This window comes from Rhodanobacter sp. FW106-PBR-R2A-2-24, assembly GCF_058789615.1.
On sequence record NZ_JBYTBV010000002.1, the window covers coordinates 1 to 23038 of the forward strand.

Here is a 23038-nt window from a genome sequence, read left to right on the forward strand (position 1 = left end):
CAAAACGCCAGCCGGTTAACCACCTTTGCCACAGCGATTGACCGCGGCCGGCAACCCAGCTGACCACCGTCGCCTGCGGCGCTATCCAGCTTCGCCAACAGACTATCCACCGCCGGCACCTCGCTGCCCGGCGCAGGCAGTCTACTGACCGCTGCGGTTTTTCACCCGCCGCATGGATTCGCCCTTCAGATCCAGCTTAACGCTGCTGTGGACGAGCCGATCGAGGATCGCGTCGGCCATTGCTGGATCGTTTATGTAGGAGTGCCAATCCTTGACGGGCATTTGACCCAGGATGATGGTGGCGCCGCTGCCCACCCGATCATCCAGCACTTCGAGCAGATCCGAGCGCCCGCGATTCGTCAGCGCGGTCAACCCGAAGTCGTCGAGGATCAGCAGTTGCGCCTTGCTGAGCTGGTTGCGCTGTCGCGCGATGGTTCCGTCCTCGTGCCCGATGGCCATCTCTTCCAGCAGCCGGGCGGTTCGGCGGTACGCAACCGTGAAACCCAAGCGCGCGGCCTGGACGCCGAGGGCGCAGCCGAGCCAAGTCTTGCCAGTGCCGGTGGCGCCGGTGATGAGCACATTCCGGTGTGCGCCGATCCAGAAGCCGGTCAGCAGATCCGCCATCACGGCTTTGTCCAAACCACGCCCCGGCCGATAGTCGATCTCCTCGGGTGCGGCGATGACCTTGAGCTTGGCGTTCTTCAGAAGGCGCTGATAGCGTTGGTTGTCACGTTGCGCTTTTTCGGCCTCGACCAGCATTTGTACGCGCTGCTCGAAAGCCACGCTGGCGAACACGGTATCGCTCATCTGGTGGGCGAACGCCTCGGCCATGCCGGCGAGGTGCAAGTCGCGCAGTTGCTCGATGGTTTGCAGGTGTGACATGAGGTATCCCCTATTCGTAGTCGGTGGCGCCGCGCACGTTCTGGTGCGGTGCGATGGGGTCGTTGGCCGCCGCGTCGTCTTGCAGCGGTGTGTTCTCGATGCCGCGCGACAACATCGAGCGGACGGAGGTGATGGTGATCGCGCGCATGCGCAGGGCCCGCGCGCAGGCTCGGTCGAGCCGTTCCGTGCCGAAGTCTCGGGCCAGCCGTTTGAGCCCGCGGAAGGCCTGCATCGAGGCGGCAGCGGAATGGGCTTGCTGGTGTTGCTGCATGAACTGGTGGACAGACGGCCCGACGGTTTCCGCCCAGGCGACGAGCTCTGCCATCTGCTCTTCACCGTACAGCCGGTGCGCAGGCGGTTGGTGCTCCTTCTTGATGAACACGCCATCGACACCGAACGAACGGCGATGCGTGGCCACCAACTGCCCGCGGTGATACGCCTCGACCGTGGTCGTCGTGACCCGCAGATTGACCTTGCGCGCCACCAGGCTGAAAGGCACTGAGTAGTAGTTGCGCTCCCAGACGACGCAGTAATCCTGCGGAACCGTGACGCCAATCTTCCACTCGGCATACTCGTAGGGCTGCACCGGCAGCGCGCGCATCGCTGGCCGATCCAGCTCCTCGAACAACTCGTTTCGGCTCATGCCGCCACGCGTGCGCATTCCTTTGCTGTTGAGGCGTACCAACAGCTCGTCGATTGCCTGGTTGAGTTCGGGGAGCGAAAAGAACGTGCGGTTCCGCAGCCGCGCAAGGATCCACATCTGGGCCAGGCGAACACCACCTTCGACGGCCGCCTTGTCCCGCGGCTTGCGCGCGCGGGTGGGCATCACCGTCAGGTTGTAGTGGTCGGCAAAGGCCTGGTAGGTGGGGTTGATGTAGTGGCCATCCTTGCGGGAGATGCTGACCACGGCGGACTTGAGGTTATCGGGGACGAGGTAGAGCGGGACGGCACTGAAGAACGCCAACGCGTGCACATGCGCATCGATCCAGTCGGGCAACTGCTGCGTCGCCGTGCAATAGGCAAAGGTCTTGCGGCTGGAGCCCAGGACGCCGACCCACAATTCCGCCGGCGTCTTCACGCCGGTGTCGGGATTTGTGATCGAGGGGCGCTTGCCCGAGTAGTCGACGAAGAGTTCTTCGCCCGGGCGTCGCACCTGGCGCATGACCACGCCGAGCGTGCGCTTGTAGCGGTCGTGGCGTCGCCGGAATTCCCGATCGGACATGGGCTCGGTGTCGAGTGAGGAGGCGTATTCCTCATACAGCAGCGTGATCGTCACCCCGGGGCGGGAAAGCTCCTGATGGACGTGAGACCAGTCCGGTTCCACGAACTTCTTTCGTATCCGCTCACGGCCGTTGTTGAGGCGCGCATCGAGCGCTTCTTCGGAAAGTTCGCTCACACGTTCCCAGGTCAGCCCTTCTTCTCGCAGGCGGTCGCGGTAGCGGCCGGCGGTGTGATGGTGCACATGGCAGATCTGTCCGACCTTGCGGTTGGACAGGTCGGTGATCAGCAATAGCCGGCATAAGCTCTTCAGAACCATGTCAAATTCTCATGCGGAGGGGATCGGGCGAGCGCTGCCGTCCGTCGCGCCGCCGTTCAGGGCGGCGCGGTTGACAGGATCGGCGGGGGCGCATGAGAATGCGTACGTCGGTGGTCACTCGACAATGGCAATCTCAAAGGGCTGGCGTTTGCAGACGCTGGCCCTTTTTGCGCTCGCGGTTCGGGGTGGGTTAACCGATGGCGGTTCCGGGCGAGGCGTTTCCTGTGGGCGAAGGCGGGGCGGCGCGCTGGAGCACCGGGTAGCGATCCGGCCAGAGCTGATCGGGTGTCGTCGAGAGCGTGGTCGCGATCTGTGCCTCTATACGCTGCGAGCGCCGATATCCTTGGCTCACCGAGGTGACAGTCGTCGGCTGCACGCCGAGTTCTCTCGCCACTTGCGCCAATGAACTGCCCGCCTGCCGCAGGCGTGCCTTGATCCGTTCATGGCGTTTCCTTTCGTGGCGCAAGTCGTTACCCTCTACGGCATGTATGAGACTCAATATAGGCATATATGAGTAGCATTGCAACGCCAGAACAAAACGCTGCTATGGGTCAACGACTGGTAGCTGTGCGGGCCAGCACCGGCCTGAGCCAAGGCGCCTTCGCCGATACCCTGGGATTGTCACTGCGTGCGTATGCCAACTACGAGCGCGGCGAACGTGAGATGCCGGTCGCGTTGTTTCGTGCCTTGTACGAGACCTACGGTATCGATCCGGTCTGGCTACTGGCTGGTCCCGGTGAACAGCCGATCAAAGCGGCCACGCGCACGATGGACTTCGCGCTCGTCGATCAGATCATCCGATGCGTTGATACCGAGCTAGCCACATTGAGCAAGAAGCTCAAGCCAGCCATGCGTTTGCGGATACTGAAGGCTGCCTATGCTCTGAGTACCGAGAAGGGGCGTGTGGAGCCGGGACAGGTGAAGGAACTACTCGCCATCGCGGTGCGCCGATGAACGAACGACCCGAGCAAGATGGGCACTCGTACCGTTCCGTCATTCTTTTTCCCAGGAGTAGTTCGTCCATGAAAGAGCACGACATCAAGTGGAACCAATTGAAGTCCGAGTTGGTGGATGCCGTCCGCGAAGGCGCGGCGGATGCGGAGGTGCTCTCGCTGGAGGCTCGTGACCGCTTGGCACAGGAAGAAGAACGGGCCTTCCGTACGCGCTTCCGATGTGATCGGCCTCAACTGGATCGGCAAAACCTGATCCGTCTGAAGCATGAAGCCGACCTCACGGATCGGGAAATACGCCTGCTACTGTTTACACACTCGCTTCGTTTTGGCAGCGAAAGCGTGCACTTTGCGGCATCCCTGCGCGGCTTGGCCTTGTTCGGCCGTATCGTCATGGGCTTCCTGGGATTCGAATTGCTTGAGGCATGGTACCTGGCCTCGCATTCGCCGCTGCCCGTACCGGTTTTGCTGCTTCGTCTCGTCGGCGTCATGGCCATGATGCTGGCGATGGGCTGGGGTGTGCAGCAGATCTACCTTAGGCCGCGACAGATTCAGTGCCGTGTATCTGTGCGGTGCGGCGGGGCTACGGACGAGGGCTTGTGGCGTCGCCTATGGCGTTGCCGATGAGGCACTGAGGTCGATGAGACGATAGCAGGACAGTTCATCTCGGCGCAAGATCTTGCTTGTTGACGTCTATGCGCAGGCGAAGAGATAGTGCGTGTGATCGCCTGCCGCGATGCGGCTCATGGCGACATCATCGAATCAGGGCCTGGGGAGTCGCTGATGTCAGGGAAGACAAGGGGCATGAAATCGTTCCGTAGCCCGGTCAAGACTACAGGTCTTGAGGTTTGTGGACGCCATTGGCGCAAGGTGACCACAGGTCTGGCGCTCACCTTGTTGCTTTTGCTCAACCGCGCTGCACGCGCGGCGGATGGCAAACCTTTGCAGCCCATTTGCAGTGCTGATCGTTGTGGCCTGCTCGTCGACGGCGCTTATCCTCACCTGGTCATTGGCCGGCTCGCGAGCGTGGGCACGCCGGCGGACATGAACCAGGTTTTCCACTGGGCCAAGTCGCACGGCTACTGGAAAAGCCTGCCCGTTTCGATAACACCCTACCTGCACGATGTGCAGATGGTGACGATCAACGTGCCCAAGGGAACAACCAACCAGTCGTTAACGCTCTTCATGCTGCGCACCGAATTCACCGCCGCGCCGTATCACGTGGGCGATCTGGTGCGTTACGCCCCGCACGACGCCGCGCACGACGAAGCCGCCACCGGCAGTGCCGACGACCTCACGCTCTTCCACGATCTGACCGGTTGCGTGGCAGTGCTTTGCCAGAAAGGCGATGGCGCCTGTTTGGCGCGCTACCGGCAAGGTGCGTTTCGTCACACCGACGGCCAGCAGGTCAGCACCACCTCGGGGCGGCCTGTTTCTCCCAGCACACGCATCGATCCGATTTCGCTTCTCCCCCTTCACTGATTCAACGGCGTTGGTTCACCGAACGTCGCTCGCATGGATAGAGAGAACCTTATGAAGACGCTGAGCAAGCTACTTTTAACGATGATCCTGGTCATTACCACGATGCAAGCGTGGGCTGGCGTCACACAGGCCAACGATCCCAATGCCAACGCGCCGTGCGACAGCGCCGACAGCAATAGCTGCGGGTCTGCCCATGGCATGCCGGTGTACTCCTTCAAATCGCTGCTCGCTGGCCTCAACATCCGCGATACACCGATTGGCTACACCCCGCCGCTGGGACCGACGGTGGAGACCACGATTGCCTACAACGAGCGCGAAGCCGACCAGCCGGTAGTGTTCGATACCTTCAGCGTCGGGCAGAAGTGGACGCTCAACTGGATCAGCTGGATCCAGGATGATCCGAGCAACCCAGGCAGTCAGGTGCTGCGCTATGTCTCGGGCGGCGGCGGCTGGCCCTACAGTGGATACAACGCAACCACCGGTGCGTTTTCGCCCGAACCGGACAACGGCGCGGTGTTGGTCATGACCTCCAGCAACCCGGTCAGCTACGAACTGCGCTACGCCGATGGCAGCAAGGACGTCTTCGCCATGCCGGACGGCGCGACTACCTACCCGCGCAAGGTGCTCCTCACCCGGATCGTCGATGCGCAGGGCAATGCCCTCACGCTAAGTTACGACAACCAGCATCGCCTAGTCACAGTGACCGACGCGATCGGCCAGCAGACCACCTTCACCTACGGCAACAGCACCGCGCCCCTGCTCGTCACCGGCATTGCCGATCCGTTCGGTCGCCACGCAACCCTGGCCTACGACAGTCAAGGGCGTCTAGTGTCGATCACCGACGCGATCGGCATGACCTCCACCTTCACCTACGACAGCGCCCTGTTCGTGCAGGCGATGACAACGCCCTACGGCACCACCACCTTCGCACACACCGAAGGCGCCAACGGCAATGCCACGGAGTTGTCGATCCAGGCGACCGATCCCGCCGGGCATACCGAGCGCACCGAATACATGCCCGGTGCGCCCGGTGCACCTTTCAGCGTGTCGCAGGCGCCGAGCGGCATGAATACCTTCAATGCCTACCTCAACTACCGCGACTCGTATTACTGGGACAAGAATGCGTTCGCGGCGGCCTGCACGGTGAGCAATGGCACGACCAGCTGCGACTACAGCAAAGCGCGCATGAAGCACTTCCTGCACGCCTATCCGTGCTGCTACTACACCTCGCGCGTGCTGGAGAACGTCAAGTATCCGCTGGAAGGCATGATCTGGTACGACTATGCCGGCCAGCCGGGGCCGTACTATCCCGGCACGCTGAACCTGCCCAGTGACGTGGGTCGGGTGCTGGATGACGGCAGCAGTCAGGTCACTCACTACACCTACAACGCGTACGGCAAGGTCACGTCCAAGATCGACCCCGATGGCCGCGAAACCACCTATACGTACGCACCCAACGGCGTTGACCAGATCCAGGTGCAGCAGAAGACCGCGAGCGGTTTCGATACGCTGGCGAGCGCCACCTACAACGGCCAGCATCAGCCGCTAACCACGACCGATGCGGCGGGCGGTACCACCACCTACACTTACAACGCCCGCGGCCAACGCACCTCGGCCACCGACCCTCTGGGCAACATGACGCGCTACCAGTACGACAGCAACGGCTACTTGTTGGCCGTCATCGACGCGCTCGGGCATGTGTCGCAGCGGTACACCTACGATGCCGAAGGCCGCGTCGCCACCAGCACTGATGCTGCGGGCTACACGCGCCAGTTCCAGTACGACGCGCTCAATCGCGTAGTATCCGTCAGCTATCCCGACCACACCTCCACCCGGTACACGTGGAACCGCCTAGACCTCGTGGCCGTCACTGACCGCCAGGGCAACACCACCCACTACGGCTACGACGCCGTACGCAACCTCATCGCGGTCACCGACCCGCTGGGCCACGTCACGCAGTGCACCTACTACGCCAACGGCAAGCGCCACACGATGACCGATCCGAACGGGAACGTCACCACGTGGACGCGTGACCTTGAAGGCCGGGTGACCGCCAAGACCTATGCCGATGGCAAGGGCTCGACGTACGCATATGACGGTGTTGGCCGTCTGATTAGCCAGACTGATGCGTTGGGGCAGACCATGGCGTACAGCTATGACCTGGCTGACCTGCTTACTGGAGTGCAGTACCTGCATGCCGTGAACCCCACGGCGGCGGCATCCTACCGCTACGATCCCTACTATTCCCGCCTGACTGGCATGACGGACGGCTTGGGTAACACCGGCTTCAGCTATGTGCCAGCCGGTCAACCTGGCGCCCTCAAACTGGCACAGGAGACGGGGCCGTTCAGTGCGAATGACAGCGCGCAGTATGCCTACGATGCGTTGGGCAGGGTCATTCACCGCACCACGGACGTGACGGTGAGCGATACCTACGATGCGTTGGGTCGGTTGAGCGAAGAAACCAACCCGCTTGGCAACTTCCAATACAGCTACCTCGGCGACACCGACCAGCTGACGTGGCGGGTGCTGATGACGCCCTCCGGCCAGCCCGGCCTTGCGTTGAACATGGAGTACGAGTCCAACCGTGGTGACCGGCAACTGCATCGTCTGATGTACCTGGACGTCAAGGGGCGGCGCCTGGAGGCCTTGCAGGAATATGCTCACAGTCCCGAGCATCTGCTGACAGCCGCCAAACTTGAGTGGCCGCGGCTGCGCGAAGGGAGGGATCACGATGGTGACGGCAATCACGACGATCGGGCCGATACCATTGATGCGGAACAGGCGGTAGCGAACGATTTGCAGCACGACTACGGTCACGATCGCGACGGATGGGGCCATGACGGTCGCGATGACGGGAACAACGAAGATGGTCGTGGTGACAGCGAGCGGTATCGCTACGATGCGGCATACCGACTCACGGATGTGCGCGGTGACGATCGGGATGCCAGCCGCTTCGACTACGACGCGGCCGGCAATCTGCTGAAGGCGGCGGGTGCCTCGTTCTCCCTCACGGCCTCTGCCAACGCGCTGAACCAGCTCAGCACGGTCAACGGCATGTCATGGCAGTACGATGCGGATGGCAATCTGATCAGTGATGGCGTACATCAGTACACATGGGACGCGGCTGGTAGGCTGGTCAGCCAGACCAATACCGCAACCGGTGAAGTCACCCGTTACGGTTACGACGGCTGGGGCCGGCGCTTGATGATCACCCACCAGAACGGCGCTGCCAGCACGCAGGCTCGCTATCTGTGGTGTGGGTCGGCGGTTTGCCAGGTGCGTGATAGCAACGACGTGGTGATGGCGGACTACTTCGACCAGGGTGAAATCCATGGGGTGCAGGCGCTGTACTACGTGCGCGACCAATTAGGCAGTGTGGTTGGTGCGACGGACGCCAACGGCAAAATGCTGGGCACTGCCAAGTACGGTGCGTATGGCGTCACAACACGGGCAAGGGGTATACATCCCGACTACGGGTATGCAGGTATGCTGCATGACCAAGGATCAAGTCTGTTTCTGACGCAGTACCGTGCTTATGATCCAGCCGTAGGCCGCTGGCTCAGTCGCGATCCGATTGGGGAAGAGGGAGGGGAGAACATTTACGCCTACGTAGATGGAGATCCGTTGGGCTCGATCGATCCATTGGGCCTAGCTTCGTCGGGACAGACATGCCAAGCCGCGTGGGCGGCCGCTGGGGCCACATGTGGTGGAGTTCTAGGAGGAGTGCTTGGCGGGGCGGGCGGCGCAGTGGGTGGTGGTGCTGCATGCACGCTGGTTGCGCCTGGTGTAGGTACTGTTGGATGTGGCGTTGCTGGAGGAGAGTCTGGTGGTTCTGCAGGTGCTGCAGGTGGTGCTGTTGCGGGCGGTGCCGTCGGCAATTGGCTTGGCGGAAAAATGTGCAATAAGGCTGATAACTCCTGCCCACCGTGTTCGCCCCAAGTGGGCACGATTGGTTACCGCCTTGATAAAGTTCCCCCAAGCAAACCCCATTACCCTTTCCCGGGTGATCACGTACACCTGTATCGAATGAACCAGAATCCCAATAACTGTCAGTGCTTTTGGTCTGCGATTGGCGTGACAGAGCCGCCGCCGCCACCCGGGGCAGTGCCTCTGTGAGAAAGGGAGGCGGCGCGTAATGAAATATGCAGATGGGAAAGAAGTCAGGCTAGGCGATCATGTGGCATTAGGGGGGGGGCGCGTAGGAGTTGTTGTATGCTCTATCGACACGAATGAGTACACCACGCTCTTTCCACAAGAACAGTGGAGCTATTTGCGTTCCGGTGTGATAGTCAGAATGGCTGGGGCTGGATTAATCCACTACCTTGAGCCAGATGAAGACTTCGAACAATTGCCGGGAAGTTCGGCACCGCGTGAATGACCTGAGTACCGAACAAGGCGCCTCTGGAGGCGCCTTGTTTATTTCATTGGTGTTCGTCCATCACTGGATCCTCTCGCCTCCCAATGAGGGGAGGCGGTGGACTCTATGGCTGCGAGGCGCCACTCAGTGTCGCCACAGTCGAGTTCACCGCCTTCGGCTCTACCAGGGCGGCGGGTGTCGGCTGCGCTACCTGCAGAAGCAGCAATAAGGAGGCGGAGGAAATTAATTTGCAACCGTCACAGACATGCTGGGCCACGTCACGCTGCACGCCTACTACGCCAACGGCAAGCGCCACACGATGACCGATGCGCGCCGTCAACCAGAACCTTGCGGTTAGAAAAAGGGCTGCAGGGAAATATGGGGTAAAACCTCACTGCCAAGCTGGGGCACATGCATCGAACGCCCGCCTCATGCGGGCCTTCGATGCATGACGTTTGGCGGTAGGCAAGACATAGCGGTTCATGGTCGGCCACGTCAGTGACGCGGTCGCGTGTTGAACGACGACAGCAGCAAGATCACGCATTACAGCTACGACGTTCACTGGTCAAAAAGCTGCTGCTGCTGGTCAGTTCACTTGCCTGAAATGGTCAGCCGTGTTGGCAACAGATGGTCAGCTCGATGGCAATACGCAGTCAAGGGCCGTGATCGGCCGTGTCAGTCGCCGGCACCGAGTCGCTTCGCGCCCGCACCAGCCGGCTCCATCCCGCCCCACACCGATCACTTCCTCCCTTGACCGCGCCCCGTCTGCCGGGCGGGCGGCTGCCATTCGCAGCAGGTTGACCACCTGCTGCCGGATTACCGGCCAGCAACTACTGAGTGAGGAACCAGACATGAGCACGAAACCCCTGACCGAACGCGAAGACAACGCCGTGGCCCGGCTGTTCGACACCGCCGCAGAGGTCGCTGAAAACACCGACGTCCGCATGCCGTCCGACCTGAAACGCGATCTGGTCAAGGCGCTCGATGAAATGCAGGCCGCCCGCAAGGCCGCCCAGGCCACCCCGACCCACTGAGGAACCGACCATGACCGACAACACCAACCCGTTTTCCGACATGCCCATCATCTTCTCCTACACGCGGGAGCAGGCCCTCGCCGATGGCGTATTGGTCTCGCTCCCCCTCGCTCCGCGGTTCGGCTTCAAAGTGCCGCTGGCCATCACCAGCGCCGGCCACGGTTCCGCGATCGCATGGGACGAGCGGGATCCGAAGGCGCATGAAATCCAAGCGATGCGCGAGGCCGCGGTCCTGCAGTCGGCCCTTCATGCCGCCAAGGCGCTGACCCGCCGACAGGCCGCCGGGGAGGAAGTGGAGCGCCCGGACCGGATTGATTTCACCGTTGAAGTGATCGCGAACGATGGCACGGGCCGGCTGGTCGAGGTCGCCTTTTATATGCTGATTGGCCCCGGGGACAGCGCCGAGCCAGTGGGCACCATCATGCTGCCGAACGAAGACTAAGCGCCGAGAATGGGTATCACGGTGACTTGCTCGGCAAACCCGGTGTCCTTGCCACTGGCTAGAAGGATTTCCTGATGATCTTTTTGCATGTGAGCAAAAGATGAGTTGGCTAATCGCTCCGAAGCGGTGAGCAAGTCAGTCCAGTAGTTGATGCGGTCCTCGATGGGCTGGTCGCCGCTGTTGCCATGCCGCTGGATGACCGCTTGGCTCAGGCTCTGGACTGCATTAACCATGGGAGCCCAGTGTTCGTCGAATGTCTGTTGCGACATGCCGCCGAACGCCTCCTCGGATTGGTTCAACAGCGCATACACGTTTTCGAGGGCCTGGTCGACAATGCTTTCGGTCTCCGGAGCGTTGACGATCCTGGCTGCTGCCGACAGGGCTTGGGTGGTCTGTTGCGCGAGGAAGGCCACATGGCGCGCCATGGCCTGGTCAGTCGGCAATGCCGCCGTCCGTTCGACATGGTGCAGGTGTTCCAGGGTGGTCGTTCCGCCCACCAGGGGGTTGCACTTGAAGAATGAAGCCACCTGCTCCGGCGATTCTGCGTGCATGGCCGCGGCCATCAACTCAAGGGTGGCCAGCGCTCGCTGCTGGTGTTCAGGAACTTCCTGCGCAATTAGAGCTTCGGTCGTTCGATACCCGGCGCGTTGTTTCGGGTCATGGGGGACGAAAGTGCCGGCATTCAAGTAGAAGGGTGCCACGGAATAGCCACACCAAGGGCTGTTTTTGTCCTGAACGGTGTCCAGCAGTGAGGTCAGGCAGGTGTTGATTTCGTTGCGTTGTTTTCTTGCGTTCGCGCCAGAAAAAGCAAAGCCAATCACGATCCGCTTGAAACTTTCGTTGACAAACGCGACATCCGGGCGGCAGGCCCCTCCGACCCCAGCCCCGGCGCCCTCACGGGCCTCGATATCATACCCGGTCGCACCGTCTGCCTTGCGCCGACCTGTGCGCTTGATCCGAATATCCCACTGGACGTCATTGCTGCGCGCGAGCAGTTGAGCACCATCGACCTGGACGGTCCCGCGTTCAAGGTCCTGATCCATCACGCCGGAATAGGCATAGCCAAACAGTCCCGCCAGGCGCTCGGCACGAACGCTTATGCCCAGTTCGCCTATGGCTTGCAGCCTTTCCCCGATGCGTCTACCGAACACGATCCGGATTTCCGCTGGCACCGTTTCCAAGGTGCGCTCCTGCTTCGACCGGAACAGGTCGAAGCCATCAGGAGAAGACAGGTAGGACGCGATGGCGATGCTCGCGGCATCAGGCGCACCGGAAAGCCCGGTCGATCGAGCTGCCAGCAAGGCCAGGCGCTCAAGCCCTTCTTCGTCGTCCTTGGTGGCCATGAGGATCGACAGCAAAGAGGCGCGCTCGGCCCCCACCGTCGGGTCTGCTGCCCACTCAGCCATGGCCCGGGAACGTCCTTGGTTGATCAGTTCATGGACCAGGCCGACCAGGGACGCCCGCTCGCCAGGATCTTCGTCCAAGACCAGCCGTGTTATATGGGTAAAAGCCTGATCAATGGCTTGGCCCGTCAGGGGCGCTTTCTGTCCTTCCTTGATGACATCTTCTAACGCACGCCCTAAATCGTTCATCTGCTATCCCAGGTGTTCGCCTTAGTGTAAACCGCGCCGCTTGAAAAACCTTCCGTGCCGTTGGCATGTTTTTCAAGCGGCGCCGCCGGTCGCTTAGACCGGCAACCGCAACAACAGCCAGCAGCCGGCCAGCCCCGCCGTCTGCCAGAACAACCAATCGCGCAGCCAGGCCCAAGGTTTCCGCATGCGCAGTTCTTTCGGCCACCTCAACCGCTCAGCGATGGTCCATCGCTCATCGGTCATCCGGTTGCGCGTGTCGCTGACGACAAAGGTTTCCCCGGCCCACGACTTCGCGACCACCACATAACCGGCCAAGGAAGCCCGGTGGCGCCACGCGAATTCGTGGTCTTCCGCCTCGCTTTGCGTGCCCGTCATCCGGCCCAGCTCTACCAGTTCAAAGGGCTCGGCCCACACTTTTTTGTGCTGCTTTTCCCGCAGTCGCGGATCCACCGTCTGGCCGATGTAGGCCCGACCCTTCCAAGGTTCGTTGAAGACGAGCGCATACAGCACGCGCTCCCGGCTTTCGTATTTCTGAGCCCGCCCGCTCATGACAGCACCGCCGCGCGCTGGCCAAACCCGGTTCGGGGTTTCGCCAGCCGACCACGCGCGGCTTGCTGCACCCCGTGAAACAGTTGATCCCACGGACCCGGCCCACAAGGTTTCCCCTGCCCATTGCCCCAAGTTTCCCCTGGCTCCGCCACGCCGTTTACGTGCACCCGGCGCAAGAGGGCGCCCCGCTCGATGAGCGACCAGGCCAACGGTTCCCACTGAGCCGAAGGGAGACACAACACACTGGGCAACAGCTTCACCGGCACCGCGCCGGCCTCCCTTGCTGCCAGGGCCAAGGTTGCCCATGCCATGCCTGGCGTTGCCGCGATCGGTGTGAGCCAGGTTTCCTCATGCCCATGTAAACAAGAAACCGGCACGCGTGGATAAAGCCAACGGTGTGCGGTGAGCCATGCGGTGCAAAGGGCCACGGAGCGTTGCGCGGTCGCCGGCACGACATGCTGCAGGGCGCCGTCGAGCGCTTCCAGCCGTTGGGTGCGATGACCTTCGGCGAGCGGTTGACCGCTTTCCCATGACAGGGCCAACGGGTCCTGATCAAGCAAACGGACCCGGCACGCAGGGCACACCGCCATCAAATTCTTCTCCGTTTTCTGGTCGCCGAGGGCTGGCGAAAACAGGGGAACGACCGCCAAGGCTGCCTCACCGCACTGCCAACAACGGTTGCTTGATCGCGCGAGAACCCGGTCGCGCAACCACCCTTGAACGGCGGGACCCTTCGCGCGCAGTGAGGCGGTGGCGTCCATGAAAGCCAGCAGGAGGTCACCTGTCATGGTGGTCATGGGGAAACCTTGGGCGAGCGGAATTTCATCCCATGCTGCCTTTCGAGCAAACGGACGCGCAGCACGATCTGGTCGCGGAAGTCATCGGCCAGGGAGAGCACACCCGCGAGATAAGCGGCTCTCGACAACCCCAGAGACTCGGCCTGTTGATCACACTCACGAACAAGGGGCAGGGGGAGCATGGCTTGCAAAACAGCCCGATCACGATTGAGGTGCGCCTTCCTCCAACGTGCATTCTCGGAAGGGGGCTTGATCGGCTGAGTGATTGAAGCGGGTGGAGTGGGCATGAGGGAACCTTGCGTGTTGAGTGACCTTCATCAACACGCTAAGAGATTCTCGGGGGACGTCTAGGGGCTCGGAAATTTTCAAAGCAAAAGCCAAAGCTGAAACTTTCGCTGTCTGTTGCTGCATCTCGTATCCAAGAGAAGAAGCTCCGGATACTCGTATTGCATGCAAAGACAGTCCATATACACCAGACGCTCCTAAGGAGGTGGCCGTCTGGGTGCCCACTGCCCACGGCAAACAGCCTGCAACACCAGCACCCAAGCGCTTTCGCGCGGGTGGCCATTCCAAGCGAAACGGGTAGCCACCGAAACATCTCTGGGTGGCCACTGCCCATCGAAAACCCGTGCAAACCCGCGCACCGCCTCATTTTCGATGGGTGGTGGCTTTGGTATTGACAGCCTCCGAATCTTTGAGAAGTTGAAGGTATCCGGAGCGATCGCTTCGGTTCCTTTTCCCCTCCAAGACTTCTTCCCCATGCGTCGTCAGAACGGCATTCACCTCAGGCTCGACCCCACCACGATGGCGCGTGTTGATGCGCTGACGAAAGGCGAGCCATCGAACCGCACGCGGATCCTGCGCGAAGGTGTGGAGTTGCGGTTGAGCTTCGAAGCCCACGCCGAAATGTTGCGCGAAGCGATCGAAAACACCGCCGCTGAATCTCTGAACGCCTTGCGCTTGGAAGCCACGTTGCTGATGCGTGGCCAGGCCGAAGCCGCCAAGGCTGCGCAAGAAGAACTGCGCCGGATCATGCGCGAATTCCTTGAAGCGATGGGCGAGGGCAGCCTGGCCGAGGCCACGAAACCGGTCGCAGTGCGCAAAGGCACGCATGGTCCTGGTGCCACTCAACCCAGCACCGCCGTCCAACTGCCCGCGCGTCCGGAGAAGTGATGCGCACCCGCCTCTCACTGCCACTCCTTCGCACCGTCGGCCTGCTGGTCTACGTCGCCATCGTCACCGTCCTGGTGATCGCCGTGGCCCGTGACTTCCACCTCACTTCGTTCGTCGGCGGCATTGCACTGACCAAAGCTGCACACGACGCCATCCATTTCTTCCGCCCGACCCAGGAACCCATTCCATGAAAATCGCCGCCCTCCCGTTCTGCGCCATCGCCTTCACCGGTCTCTCAATCGCGCATGTCGCTCTCGCTCATTTCAACGTGATCGCTCTCAGCCCGGCTTGGCTGGTGCTGACTTCTTACAGCGCGGTGATTGCCGCGGCTGCGTGGCTCGACAAGCGCCCTACGGCAACTCAGTGGAACGGCTTGCCTCTCCTGTCTCGTGCCGAGTTCAACGGCTTGGGTGCTCAGGTCAACTTCGGCGGAGCGCACGGCACCGCGAAACAAGCCTGATCCCCAGCAGGCCCGTTCCATCGTTTCAACCCTTCCCCAGCTTCCCCACATCCAGAGGACTTCCCCATGAAACAGCTCGCCCACGCCACCCTGGCGCTCACGCTCACCGCCGCCGTCGCACTGACGGGCTGCGCCTCACTGGACACCGCGACCCAGAAAGTGGGCGGGGTGTTCGGTTCGAAATCTGAAACGACTCGTTCCGCAACCGGCGGGGCAATTTTGGGATGCGGCGCGGGCGCAGTCCTGGCCCGTGTGCTCGGAAACGGTTCCGACATGCTGAAAGGCTGTGCGGCCGGTGCCGTTGTTGGCGGTGTGGCAAGCGTGCAGATCCACAAGCATCTGCTGGCCGAAGCCAACAAGACCAAGGCCGAAGTCGAGAAGACTCCGGGCGTGGTCGCCACCGTCGCGACCAAGGAAGTGGTCGCCAAGAACGACACGACCGGCCAGACCGAACAGATCCAGGCCCTCGATCGCCTGACCATCGCCCTGCCCGAAGCGAAGGTGAAGGCCCATGCCGCCGACATCAGCCGCGTGATCGAAAAGGCCACCGCCCTGGCGGACCAGGCGAGTGAACCCACCACCATCACGATCCAAGCGCCTTCCGATGAAATCGAATGGCTCATCACCAGGGTCCACGCCGGCTTGAAGCCTGACACCACGGTCAAGGTGAACTTGGCCAGCGGCAAGTCCCCGGCGCTGGTGATCAGCCCCGTCCCCGCCGTCGCCGGAGCCAAGTGATGTTTGCGCTCAGTCTCGCCGCCCAGGCCAGCAACCAATGGCTGCCGTTCTTGCTCGACGCGTCTAAGCGCGAATACGCCTTGCTCATTCAAACCATCGCCGTTCCGGATGACCAGGGGCGCTTCGTGCGGCCCCTGGCTCCGGTCACCCAGGAACAGAAGTCATGAAGAAGTTGAGCCCACGCCAACCAGTGAACAGCCGCGAAGGAATCGAGCTGACCTTCAACGTCCCCATGAGCTTTCCGCTTACCTTTGCTGCTGCCTCGCCAGCGGTCCGGGAGCAAATGTTCAACGCCATTCAAGCGCGGTCCCGCGGTGTGTTGATCATGGATGGCATGGGCAGCCTGGCGCTCGAATTCAGAAATGACTACCGAGTTATCGAGCCCGACTTGCGGAAGGCGAACCACTTCGAGGGGATGACGCCGGCGGAAGTTTCCAAGGTGCTCCGCGAATGGGCCATGGAGCAGAAATCATGAACACCGCCAGCGAAACCCCTGCGGTCCTGCTGTTGCACGACGGCGCCGCTCCCAGCACGACCGACGAAGAACTGTCCACGACGCGGACGCCCGAGGAGATGGCGCATTCGTTCCTCAACAACGTCACCGCCGAGGACGTTTCAGAGCTGTTGCGAGAAGCCGACGAACTCAACCGGCACATCGCCGCCGATCGGGCCCGTGCCCAGCTCGCGCGGCAGCCGCGCCTGGCACTGTCCCAGTCCATCCATGACGTGATGGATCCGGACGTGCAGCCCTTCGGCTACTTCGAACCCATCGACGTGCCGGAAGCGAAACCCGCACCGGTCGCCGCACCCGTTCGGCTGTCCTGGGTCGCCGCTTGGTGGGCCCGGATCTGCCACGCGATCACCCACCCTTATAAAGGACAGACCTCATGACCAGCCACTTCAACGACGACGAAGACGAGATCATTGCCGCACCAGCAACGGTGAAGGCGCCGCTGGCCGCGCCCCTTGGCGGTGACCACTTCAACGACAATGAAGAGGCGTCCGCGCCGCGCGTCGTCGCGGAAGCGGACGAGGGCCTGGTGAGCGATGAGGCCAAGGCCGCCGCGAAGGCCGCTGCGCAGAGAGCCAAGGCGATTGCCCAGGCCCGCGCGAAGCAAGCCGGGCAGGCGGCCCAGGTGGCTGCGGCCGGTTTGAGAACCAAGTTCACCGAATTGCGCGGCCAGTCCATCGGCAAGGCCTGCAAGCACGCGTGTGTTGCCATCGCCGTTGTGACCGTTCTGACGTGCGCAGGCATCGAATGGCATGCCCATCGCACGGTCAACGCACCCGTGGTCGTGCAAGCACCGGCACCGGTGAAAGCGGTGCCGGTGGTGCCAACACCTGCACCAGTCGTTGCGGCACCCGTGGTCGCACCCACGCCCACCTCTGCACCCGTTGCTGTGGCTCCGCCGCCTGCGGTCGCTGCACCCGCTCCGGTCACCGTCGCACCCAGCGCGTCGCCGGCACCGGTGACTCCGGTGGTGAGAAGCAAGCCTGCACCGACGGATGGTCCGATGAACCACCTGAAACCGAAATCCTTCAATCCCATGTCTCCGGACTACAAGCCGGTGACTGGGAAAACGAAGTGGGAAATCGAGCAGGAAAAGAAGCTCGACGGCTACTTCCACAAAGAACCGAAAGGCGGCTGATCCACCAGGGGGCTAGACAGCCCCCGATGAACGCCTACCTTTTTCCATATCACTCAGAGAACTCCCCATGGCCGCCCTCTCACTCACCTCAAAAGCCCTGCATCGCTTGGGATGCTTTTTCATCGGCACCCCCACCAGTCTGGGCATGCCCGTGGACTTCTACTGCGAGAAGGGCGACAGGAAAGTGCCCACCGTTTCTGAAATCCAGCAATTCAAAATCCAGCGCAACCGCTTGTTTGCGGACATGGTGCGCCGTGACCTGAGGGTGCGGGTGGGCGTTCTGACGTCGGGGGTGACCCTCGCGGGCTGCATTGGCGTGTTGATCCTGGCCGCGGTAATCGGGTTCTCAGGTCGCCAGCTCAAATCCCTTTCGACGCCGGCCGACCAGACCCAGCAGACGCCGGTGGCCAATCCCTACCCGAACCTCAAACCTTTCAACTACAACGGAGCGCACTGACATGCTCGACGTCATCAAGATGGGCCGGTGGCTTGACCTCAATGACATCTTCGAACGTGCCAAGAACGAAGCATTGTTCCTGAGCACCCGGTGGGACGTCCCTCAGGGCAAGCGCAAGCCGGGGCAATCCAAGGAAGACAAAGAGCTGTATATCGAGGTGAAGAAAGGAGACTGGCGCGTGCTCCCCAAAGATCAGCGCGACATCAACGGCCGCTATTTCCGCACGGCTCCGGATCCCGTCACGGGCCGCCAGGAGCACATCTCAGGCCGGATGCTGGTCGATGATTTGATGCAGGGTTCATTCCCGGCCAGTTTGCCGTTGCTGTTTGGCTTTCTGTCACTGCTCGGCTGCTTGAACAGTGTCGTCATGAGCACGTGGGTGTCACCTGTCCTCGTGCTCCTGATGATCCCGGTCATCGTCCTGATTTCAACCGCAACGGAATCGTTCAAATGGGGTGCGGCGGCGGTGGGTCTGTCAGTAGCACTGCCCATCACCGGCATGACGATGGTGGGTGGATCGGTCATGCATGCCATTGGCGGGGGTGGCATCCCTGCATTGATTGGTTTTGGCGCATTGATCGGCTTGGCCGTTTTGTTCGGCGGACTGCGCGGTGCGCGCGTCGCCGTGGGCGTGGTGATTGGCTTGGTCGTCATCGTGTTGATCGCCTCACACACACCTGAGTTTCTGCGGCCATTCGTGCTTGCCATTCCGGGCGCGTTGCTGCCTGCGGCTTGGGCATTGCAAGACCAGAATGAACGAGCGCGCCAACTGGTGATCCAAGCCAGGAAGAGCATCGAGTCGTCCAACTTGCCCTTGTCACACGTGGAGGGGCGCGAAGAACAGGCCAAGCGCACGGCCATGGACGACAGCCCCTTCATCACCTACGGACATGCCACGGGCCGCCTCACCTTGAAATGGGACGGTTGGGCCAGCGACGGCGGGTTGCCGTTCGGTCAGACCGTGCGGGATCTGGCCACCCACATCATCATCTTCGGCAGCACCGGTCGCGGTAAAACCGTCCAGTTGCTCATCCCGATCATCGTGGCCTTCATCAAGGCCCAAGCCGGCGGCGTGCTGGTCATGGACGGCAAGGGCGCCTTGCCCAGCGTCTTCCGTAAGCTGCTGGGGTATGTCACGGTGGATCCGTCCAAAGTGATCGTGGCGCTTTACCAAGGGATGACTTCCGCTGAGGTTTCACGCACGTTGCGTGAGCTCAATGTGGTTGATGACTCGCAAGACGAAGCCAAGATGTGGAACGACTTGGCTTACAACCTCTGCCGTCACTCGGCGGCGATTCTCGAAGCCTTGTGCTTGATTTCGAAAGACGCGCCGGCATCGGGCAAGACGTTGAAGTGGACGATGCGCGACCATTACCAGCTGGCGGTGTTGGCGCTGGAAGGTGCCGATGCCAAGGACAAATCTGTGTCATCGAGCGAAGACGACAAGGCGGGCACGACGCTGCACACGTATCTCGACCTGGTGCAGGCCCACCATCCCGAAGGTCGCGATGGCTTGCTGGCCGAAGCGCGCCACTACTTCTTGCAGTTCCTGCCGACGCAAGAGAGCAAGACCCGCTCCGGGATCATGACGACCCTGGACTCGTGGATGAGCCCGATCATGGGCCACAAGGAGCTGTTGCCCTGGGCCACCGCGGAAACCGGTGTGGTGGTGGAGGACTGCTTGCGCGGCGCGAAAATGGGGTTCAACCTGCCTTCCACACGTTACGGACGGGCGGGCCAAGCTGCGCAACAGTTCCTGAAAAACCGCGTGTTCAACGGCATCCGTAAGCGTGCAGAAGCGCCCGAAGGCAAGTGGTGGGTGCAAGACCCCGAAGCCAAGCCTCTGCTGATGGCCATGGATGAGTGTCAAGCCATTCTGAGTGACGCCGACGCCGAGCTCGCGCCCCAGTGCCGCAGCCTTGGATTGTGGATGGTGGCGTGCACCCAGGCGGTCGAGTCTATCCGGCAGACCGGCAAGAATGCTAACAAGATCGAGGCGTTCTTGGATGCATTCCAGAGTGCCATCTCGCTGAGCAGTTCTCCGGCCACGTTTGAATGGCTGTCCAAGCGCTTTGGCAACGTGTGGACACCGCCTTTCAGTGGCAAGACCCAGGGCATCGACTTCATCGGCTCTGCGATTGCTGCCATCGAGTCGCCGCTGTTCGATCCGAAGCACCCGTTGAAACGCTGGATGCAGATGTTCCGGCGCCGTGGGGCAGGTGGGTTCAAGCCGCTGCAAGAACCCGTTGGTTCGATCGATGCGGACATGTCCTTCGAATTGCGCACGACCTCAGGTCAGTGGGAGGAGAAGCCGTTGCTGTCGCGGGCGGAGTTCAGCAACCTCACGGCTAAGCAAGGCCTGGCCATCGCGATGGTCATGCGTTCCGGTTCACCACGTCGGGACTACATCCGGTTGGATCAGCTGATGGATGAGTTGCCCGCGGAGATGTGCGATCCGAACTACGTCGAGCCAGAAAGCCTGTATCCGGAGCTCGATGCCCTGTTCGCCGCGGCACAAGCGGCCGAGGTGCCGATGGGCTTGGAAGAGCCCGAGGAGGTCGAGGTTGCGGAATCCCTGGACCATCTCTCCATGGGCCTGAGCTTGCCGCTCGCCGCCTGATCAGCGGCGCCTTCGGGCGCTGCTCTTCCCCGCTTCACCACCCAATTAGGGCCTCGCAAGAGGCCCTTACCTTGTTCAACCTTTGCCGAACTTCTCGGCGAAGTCGCCCAGGTCCATGCAAATGCCACCCTCCCGGACCCAGGCTTTGGAGTCGTGGTCATGTGCACGTTGCAGGCACTTCTTCCATTTCGTGATGCTGCCGAGTTTGTAGCCGGGCACATCGGAGGCCAACACCATTTTCAACGCTGAGCGTTGCTTCTCGCCCGAGTAATACACCCCATCAATTTCGAAGTTTTTTCCCTTGTATTTCAGGAAGCTCAGGATCTTCTGTTCGGTGGGAATGTGCGGCCAGTCCTCGAAGGCATACACCACATGGCCAGTCTGCTTTTCGATCTGTTTCAGGGTCCTTTTGCCTTCCGGACTGAGATCCTGCAACGTAACAGCGACGTTGAGGCCCAGGTTGCGATAGGCCTCCGGATCCTCGATCGCAGCGGTCAACAAATCCTTGCCGTTCGAAGACGGAAGCGGTCGCCTGCGTTGGTTGATCAGCCACTTCGCCCTGGCTGCGGCGACATCCTCATCCGTCACCTTTTTCGCCAGGCGCCATTTGCGGTCGAACCATTCGGTTCCTTCACTCACCAGTTTCGGGTCGTCGGTGTGCATGGCCAGTTCGTGCCACCGCGACTTCTCGGTGCCATCCTCACCCAACCCATCTTTCGATGCGTTGGCACTGCCGACCACCATGGCGGTGTCGGTGAGGTAGGCCTTGGCATGGAAACGCGGCACGCACTTCACCTTGCACCGGGGGAGGGCGCGGAGGGCATTCACTTCATCGGGATGAGAAGCCCCTGAGGACAGATCCAAGATCACCCGCAGATCACGGTCACGCTTGACCAAGCCCAGCATCTCGATCGCGCCTTTGCCCCAGAACGCAACGGCAATATCCAGGTCGCCACTCTGCTGTTGCACCCACTCAGCCAACTTTTGCTGGTTCTCGATCAGCCGTGTCATCCCCATCCCCCTGTTGAAAGCCCCATTCTGCGCTCACCCAGGGCGGCCAGGCGAGCGCCATTGCAAGCCGACAAGGGAACACCATTGACAGGGTGCCGGATTCGATTAACGTCTAGTTATGGGGTGACCTACCGACCACCCAAATACCACCGAGACTGACAAATGCTTCCGCTCCTCACCCAGATCCATCAAGCCGCACCCGCACTCTCCGAAGCCATCGCACAGCGTGCCTTGGCCGCCGTCACGTGCGCTGGCCGCCAGGTTCGCCACCTGCTGATCGCAGACATGTCTCAGCCCAGCTCGCATCCACGGCTCTGGGTCCTGGACCTCACCGACCGCGGCCGGCCCGAACTCCTGGCGCGCACGTTTGTGGCGCATGGTGCCGGATCCGATCCGAGCAAGACGGGCGTGCCTCAGGCGTTCGGTAACATCCCCGACAGCAACCGCACATCCTTGGGCCTCTACCAAGTGGCAGAGGCCTACATGATGGTGGGCCACGGCAAGTCCTACCGCCTCGACGGGCTCACTTACGGCTATGACGACCAGGTGCGCGAGCGACACGTGGTGCTGCATCCCGCCGATTACGTGGGTCTTTCTGGCCATGTCGGTCGCAGTAACGGATGCCCCGCGCTCAATCCCGCCGTCTTCGCCAAGCTCGACAAAGAAGGTGCCCTGGCCGGCAGCCTGCTCTGGATCGACGGGCCCGGTGCCCCATCGATCAGTTGTCCCGCTTCCCGATCCCCCTGGCCCGTGACCCTCAATCCGGTCTGGTCCACGTCACCCCGCAACGCCTGCTCTCCCGGAGGACCCACCACATGAGCGCTTCCATCCAACTGCAAACCACCGTGTGGATGTTCGTCCCGATCGACCCGCGCACCTGCGAGCCGATTGAAAAAGAAAGCGTTTTCCTCGAACTGTTCGCGGGCACGCTCGCCAGCATTGTTCTGGGCACGATGGGTTTGGAACACCTGGCCCATGCGGTGGACATTGCCGAGAACGCGGGTGAGCTGCAAAACGCGCTGCGGGTTCAAGTGACACCGCAAGCGACCAGTCGAGCGATCCTTGCCTACCAGCGCAACCCCAAGCCATTTGCGCTGGGCGAAATCCCAGGCGTGTGGGTGCCCGCCAGCGTTCCCACCCACCGCCTCACGATGGAGCTGCAACGGCTGGGTGTGGTGCCGCCCACCGGTGGTGTCCAGCGGCCCGTGGCTCAGAGCGCAGGGGTCCCCTGGCGTGTGCGCGACCAGAGCCGCCCACGCCTGCGGCCGCAGTGGTGAATATCAGCCGTGCGGTTAAAATCGAAAC

Annotated in this window: 27 protein-coding genes; 20 read left to right on the forward strand and 7 right to left on the reverse strand. The window is 61.7% G+C overall.

What is annotated here, in order from left to right:
* Nucleotides 1-141: 141 nt before the first annotated feature.
* The 3 genes from istB to AC3WQA_RS01005 all read right to left on the reverse strand — a co-directional run bounded on the left by istB (nucleotide 142) and on the right by AC3WQA_RS01005 (nucleotide 2927).
* Nucleotides 142-882: an IS21-like element helper ATPase IstB gene (gene istB, locus AC3WQA_RS00995; protein ID WP_492673247.1), complete on the reverse strand. Its 741-nt coding sequence runs from the start codon at nucleotides 880-882 to the stop codon at nucleotides 142-144.
* 10 nt (nucleotides 883-892) lie between these two features.
* Entirely contained in the window at nucleotides 893-2419 is a 1527-nt protein-coding gene (istA, locus tag AC3WQA_RS01000; RefSeq protein WP_492673248.1) for an IS21 family transposase, read from the reverse strand.
* A gap of 190 nt (nucleotides 2420-2609) precedes the next feature.
* Nucleotides 2610-2927, reverse strand: a complete 318-nt coding sequence (locus AC3WQA_RS01005; protein WP_492673249.1) for a helix-turn-helix domain-containing protein — start codon at nucleotides 2925-2927, stop codon at nucleotides 2610-2612.
* A 38-nt stretch (nucleotides 2928-2965) separates the two neighbouring features.
* Here AC3WQA_RS01005 and AC3WQA_RS01010 point away from each other — a divergent pair, with 38 nt between their 5' ends.
* The 7 genes from AC3WQA_RS01010 to AC3WQA_RS01040 all read left to right on the forward strand — a co-directional run bounded on the left by AC3WQA_RS01010 (nucleotide 2966) and on the right by AC3WQA_RS01040 (nucleotide 10687).
* Nucleotides 2966-3373 carry a helix-turn-helix domain-containing protein gene (locus tag AC3WQA_RS01010; RefSeq protein WP_492673250.1) on the forward strand — a complete coding sequence of 136 codons (408 nt, stop codon included), beginning with the start codon at nucleotides 2966-2968 and terminating at the stop codon, nucleotides 3371-3373.
* Between the two features lie 68 nt (nucleotides 3374-3441).
* Nucleotides 3442-3996, forward strand: coding sequence for a hypothetical protein (locus AC3WQA_RS01015; protein ID WP_492673251.1), 555 nt, complete (start codon nucleotides 3442-3444; stop codon nucleotides 3994-3996).
* 177 nt (nucleotides 3997-4173) lie between these two features.
* Nucleotides 4174-4851, forward strand: a complete 678-nt coding sequence (locus tag AC3WQA_RS01020; protein WP_492673252.1) for a hypothetical protein — start codon at nucleotides 4174-4176, stop codon at nucleotides 4849-4851.
* A 51-nt stretch (nucleotides 4852-4902) separates the two neighbouring features.
* Complete coding sequence (locus AC3WQA_RS01025) at nucleotides 4903-8970, forward strand: RHS repeat-associated core domain-containing protein (RefSeq protein ID WP_492673253.1); 4068 nt, start codon at nucleotides 4903-4905, stop codon at nucleotides 8968-8970.
* A 19-nt stretch (nucleotides 8971-8989) separates the two neighbouring features.
* Nucleotides 8990-9232: a hypothetical protein gene (locus AC3WQA_RS01030; RefSeq protein ID WP_492673254.1), complete on the forward strand. Its 243-nt coding sequence runs from the start codon at nucleotides 8990-8992 to the stop codon at nucleotides 9230-9232.
* Between the two features lie 830 nt (nucleotides 9233-10062).
* A complete protein-coding gene (locus tag AC3WQA_RS01035; RefSeq protein ID WP_492673269.1) occupies nucleotides 10063-10245 on the forward strand; it encodes a hypothetical protein in 183 nt (60 codons plus the stop codon).
* Nucleotides 10246-10255: 10 nt separating this feature from the next.
* Entirely contained in the window at nucleotides 10256-10687 is a 432-nt protein-coding gene (locus AC3WQA_RS01040; RefSeq protein ID WP_492673270.1) for a DUF6573 family protein, read from the forward strand.
* On the opposite strand, the gene AC3WQA_RS01045 is transcribed toward AC3WQA_RS01040, so the two are convergent.
* The 3 genes from AC3WQA_RS01045 to AC3WQA_RS01055 all read right to left on the reverse strand — a co-directional run bounded on the left by AC3WQA_RS01045 (nucleotide 10684) and on the right by AC3WQA_RS01055 (nucleotide 13625).
* Nucleotides 10684-12279: a hypothetical protein gene (locus AC3WQA_RS01045; RefSeq protein WP_492673271.1), complete on the reverse strand. Its 1596-nt coding sequence runs from the start codon at nucleotides 12277-12279 to the stop codon at nucleotides 10684-10686. The two genes, AC3WQA_RS01040 and AC3WQA_RS01045, sit on opposite strands and share 4 nt — an antisense overlap.
* Before the next feature lie 93 nt (nucleotides 12280-12372).
* Nucleotides 12373-12828, reverse strand: coding sequence for a GIY-YIG nuclease family protein (locus tag AC3WQA_RS01050; RefSeq protein WP_492673272.1), 456 nt, complete (start codon nucleotides 12826-12828; stop codon nucleotides 12373-12375).
* Nucleotides 12825-13625: an HNH endonuclease gene (locus AC3WQA_RS01055; protein ID WP_492673273.1), complete on the reverse strand. Its 801-nt coding sequence runs from the start codon at nucleotides 13623-13625 to the stop codon at nucleotides 12825-12827. The genes AC3WQA_RS01050 and AC3WQA_RS01055 overlap by 4 nt, the downstream gene beginning before the upstream one ends.
* A gap of 32 nt (nucleotides 13626-13657) precedes the next feature.
* Between AC3WQA_RS01055 and AC3WQA_RS01060 the strand changes: the two genes are divergently transcribed.
* The 11 genes from AC3WQA_RS01060 to AC3WQA_RS01110 all read left to right on the forward strand — a co-directional run bounded on the left by AC3WQA_RS01060 (nucleotide 13658) and on the right by AC3WQA_RS01110 (nucleotide 20722).
* Nucleotides 13658-13894: a hypothetical protein gene (locus AC3WQA_RS01060; protein WP_492673274.1), complete on the forward strand. Its 237-nt coding sequence runs from the start codon at nucleotides 13658-13660 to the stop codon at nucleotides 13892-13894.
* A gap of 490 nt (nucleotides 13895-14384) precedes the next feature.
* On the forward strand, nucleotides 14385-14798 hold the full coding sequence (locus tag AC3WQA_RS01065) for a hypothetical protein (RefSeq protein ID WP_492673275.1): 414 nt from the start codon (nucleotides 14385-14387) through the stop codon (nucleotides 14796-14798).
* Nucleotides 14798-14989 (forward strand): hypothetical protein, encoded by a 192-nt coding sequence (locus AC3WQA_RS01070; RefSeq protein ID WP_492673276.1) that lies wholly within the window; start codon nucleotides 14798-14800, stop codon nucleotides 14987-14989. The genes AC3WQA_RS01065 and AC3WQA_RS01070 overlap by 1 nt, the downstream gene beginning before the upstream one ends.
* On the forward strand, nucleotides 14986-15258 hold the full coding sequence (locus AC3WQA_RS01075; protein WP_492673277.1) for a hypothetical protein: 273 nt from the start codon (nucleotides 14986-14988) through the stop codon (nucleotides 15256-15258). The genes AC3WQA_RS01070 and AC3WQA_RS01075 overlap by 4 nt, the downstream gene beginning before the upstream one ends.
* Before the next feature lie 66 nt (nucleotides 15259-15324).
* Entirely contained in the window at nucleotides 15325-15996 is a 672-nt protein-coding gene (locus tag AC3WQA_RS01080) for a hypothetical protein (RefSeq protein WP_492673278.1), read from the forward strand.
* Nucleotides 15996-16163, forward strand: coding sequence for a hypothetical protein (locus tag AC3WQA_RS01085; RefSeq protein ID WP_492673279.1), 168 nt, complete (start codon nucleotides 15996-15998; stop codon nucleotides 16161-16163). Before AC3WQA_RS01080 ends, AC3WQA_RS01085 begins: the two co-directional genes overlap by 1 nt.
* Nucleotides 16160-16471, forward strand: a complete 312-nt coding sequence (locus tag AC3WQA_RS01090) for a hypothetical protein (RefSeq protein WP_492673280.1) — start codon at nucleotides 16160-16162, stop codon at nucleotides 16469-16471. Before AC3WQA_RS01085 ends, AC3WQA_RS01090 begins: the two co-directional genes overlap by 4 nt.
* Nucleotides 16468-16887, forward strand: coding sequence for a hypothetical protein (locus tag AC3WQA_RS01095; protein ID WP_492673281.1), 420 nt, complete (start codon nucleotides 16468-16470; stop codon nucleotides 16885-16887). The genes AC3WQA_RS01090 and AC3WQA_RS01095 overlap by 4 nt, the downstream gene beginning before the upstream one ends.
* A complete protein-coding gene (locus AC3WQA_RS01100; RefSeq protein WP_492673282.1) occupies nucleotides 16884-17645 on the forward strand; it encodes a hypothetical protein in 762 nt (253 codons plus the stop codon). Before AC3WQA_RS01095 ends, AC3WQA_RS01100 begins: the two co-directional genes overlap by 4 nt.
* Before the next feature lie 67 nt (nucleotides 17646-17712).
* Complete coding sequence (locus tag AC3WQA_RS01105; protein WP_492673283.1) at nucleotides 17713-18102, forward strand: hypothetical protein; 390 nt, start codon at nucleotides 17713-17715, stop codon at nucleotides 18100-18102.
* A 1-nt stretch (nucleotide 18103) separates the two neighbouring features.
* Entirely contained in the window at nucleotides 18104-20722 is a 2619-nt protein-coding gene (locus AC3WQA_RS01110) for a type IV secretory system conjugative DNA transfer family protein (protein ID WP_492673284.1), read from the forward strand.
* Nucleotides 20723-20797: 75 nt separating this feature from the next.
* Here the strand turns inward: AC3WQA_RS01110 and AC3WQA_RS01115 are convergent, their stop codons facing one another.
* Entirely contained in the window at nucleotides 20798-21733 is a 936-nt protein-coding gene (locus AC3WQA_RS01115; protein WP_492673285.1) for a phospholipase D family protein, read from the reverse strand.
* Nucleotides 21734-21895: 162 nt separating this feature from the next.
* Here AC3WQA_RS01115 and AC3WQA_RS01120 point away from each other — a divergent pair, with 162 nt between their 5' ends.
* On the forward strand, nucleotides 21896-22552 hold the full coding sequence (locus tag AC3WQA_RS01120) for a murein L,D-transpeptidase catalytic domain-containing protein (RefSeq protein WP_492673286.1): 657 nt from the start codon (nucleotides 21896-21898) through the stop codon (nucleotides 22550-22552).
* Complete coding sequence (locus tag AC3WQA_RS01125; protein ID WP_492673287.1) at nucleotides 22549-23010, forward strand: hypothetical protein; 462 nt, start codon at nucleotides 22549-22551, stop codon at nucleotides 23008-23010. The genes AC3WQA_RS01120 and AC3WQA_RS01125 overlap by 4 nt, the downstream gene beginning before the upstream one ends.
* Nucleotides 23011-23038 lie beyond the last annotated feature (28 nt).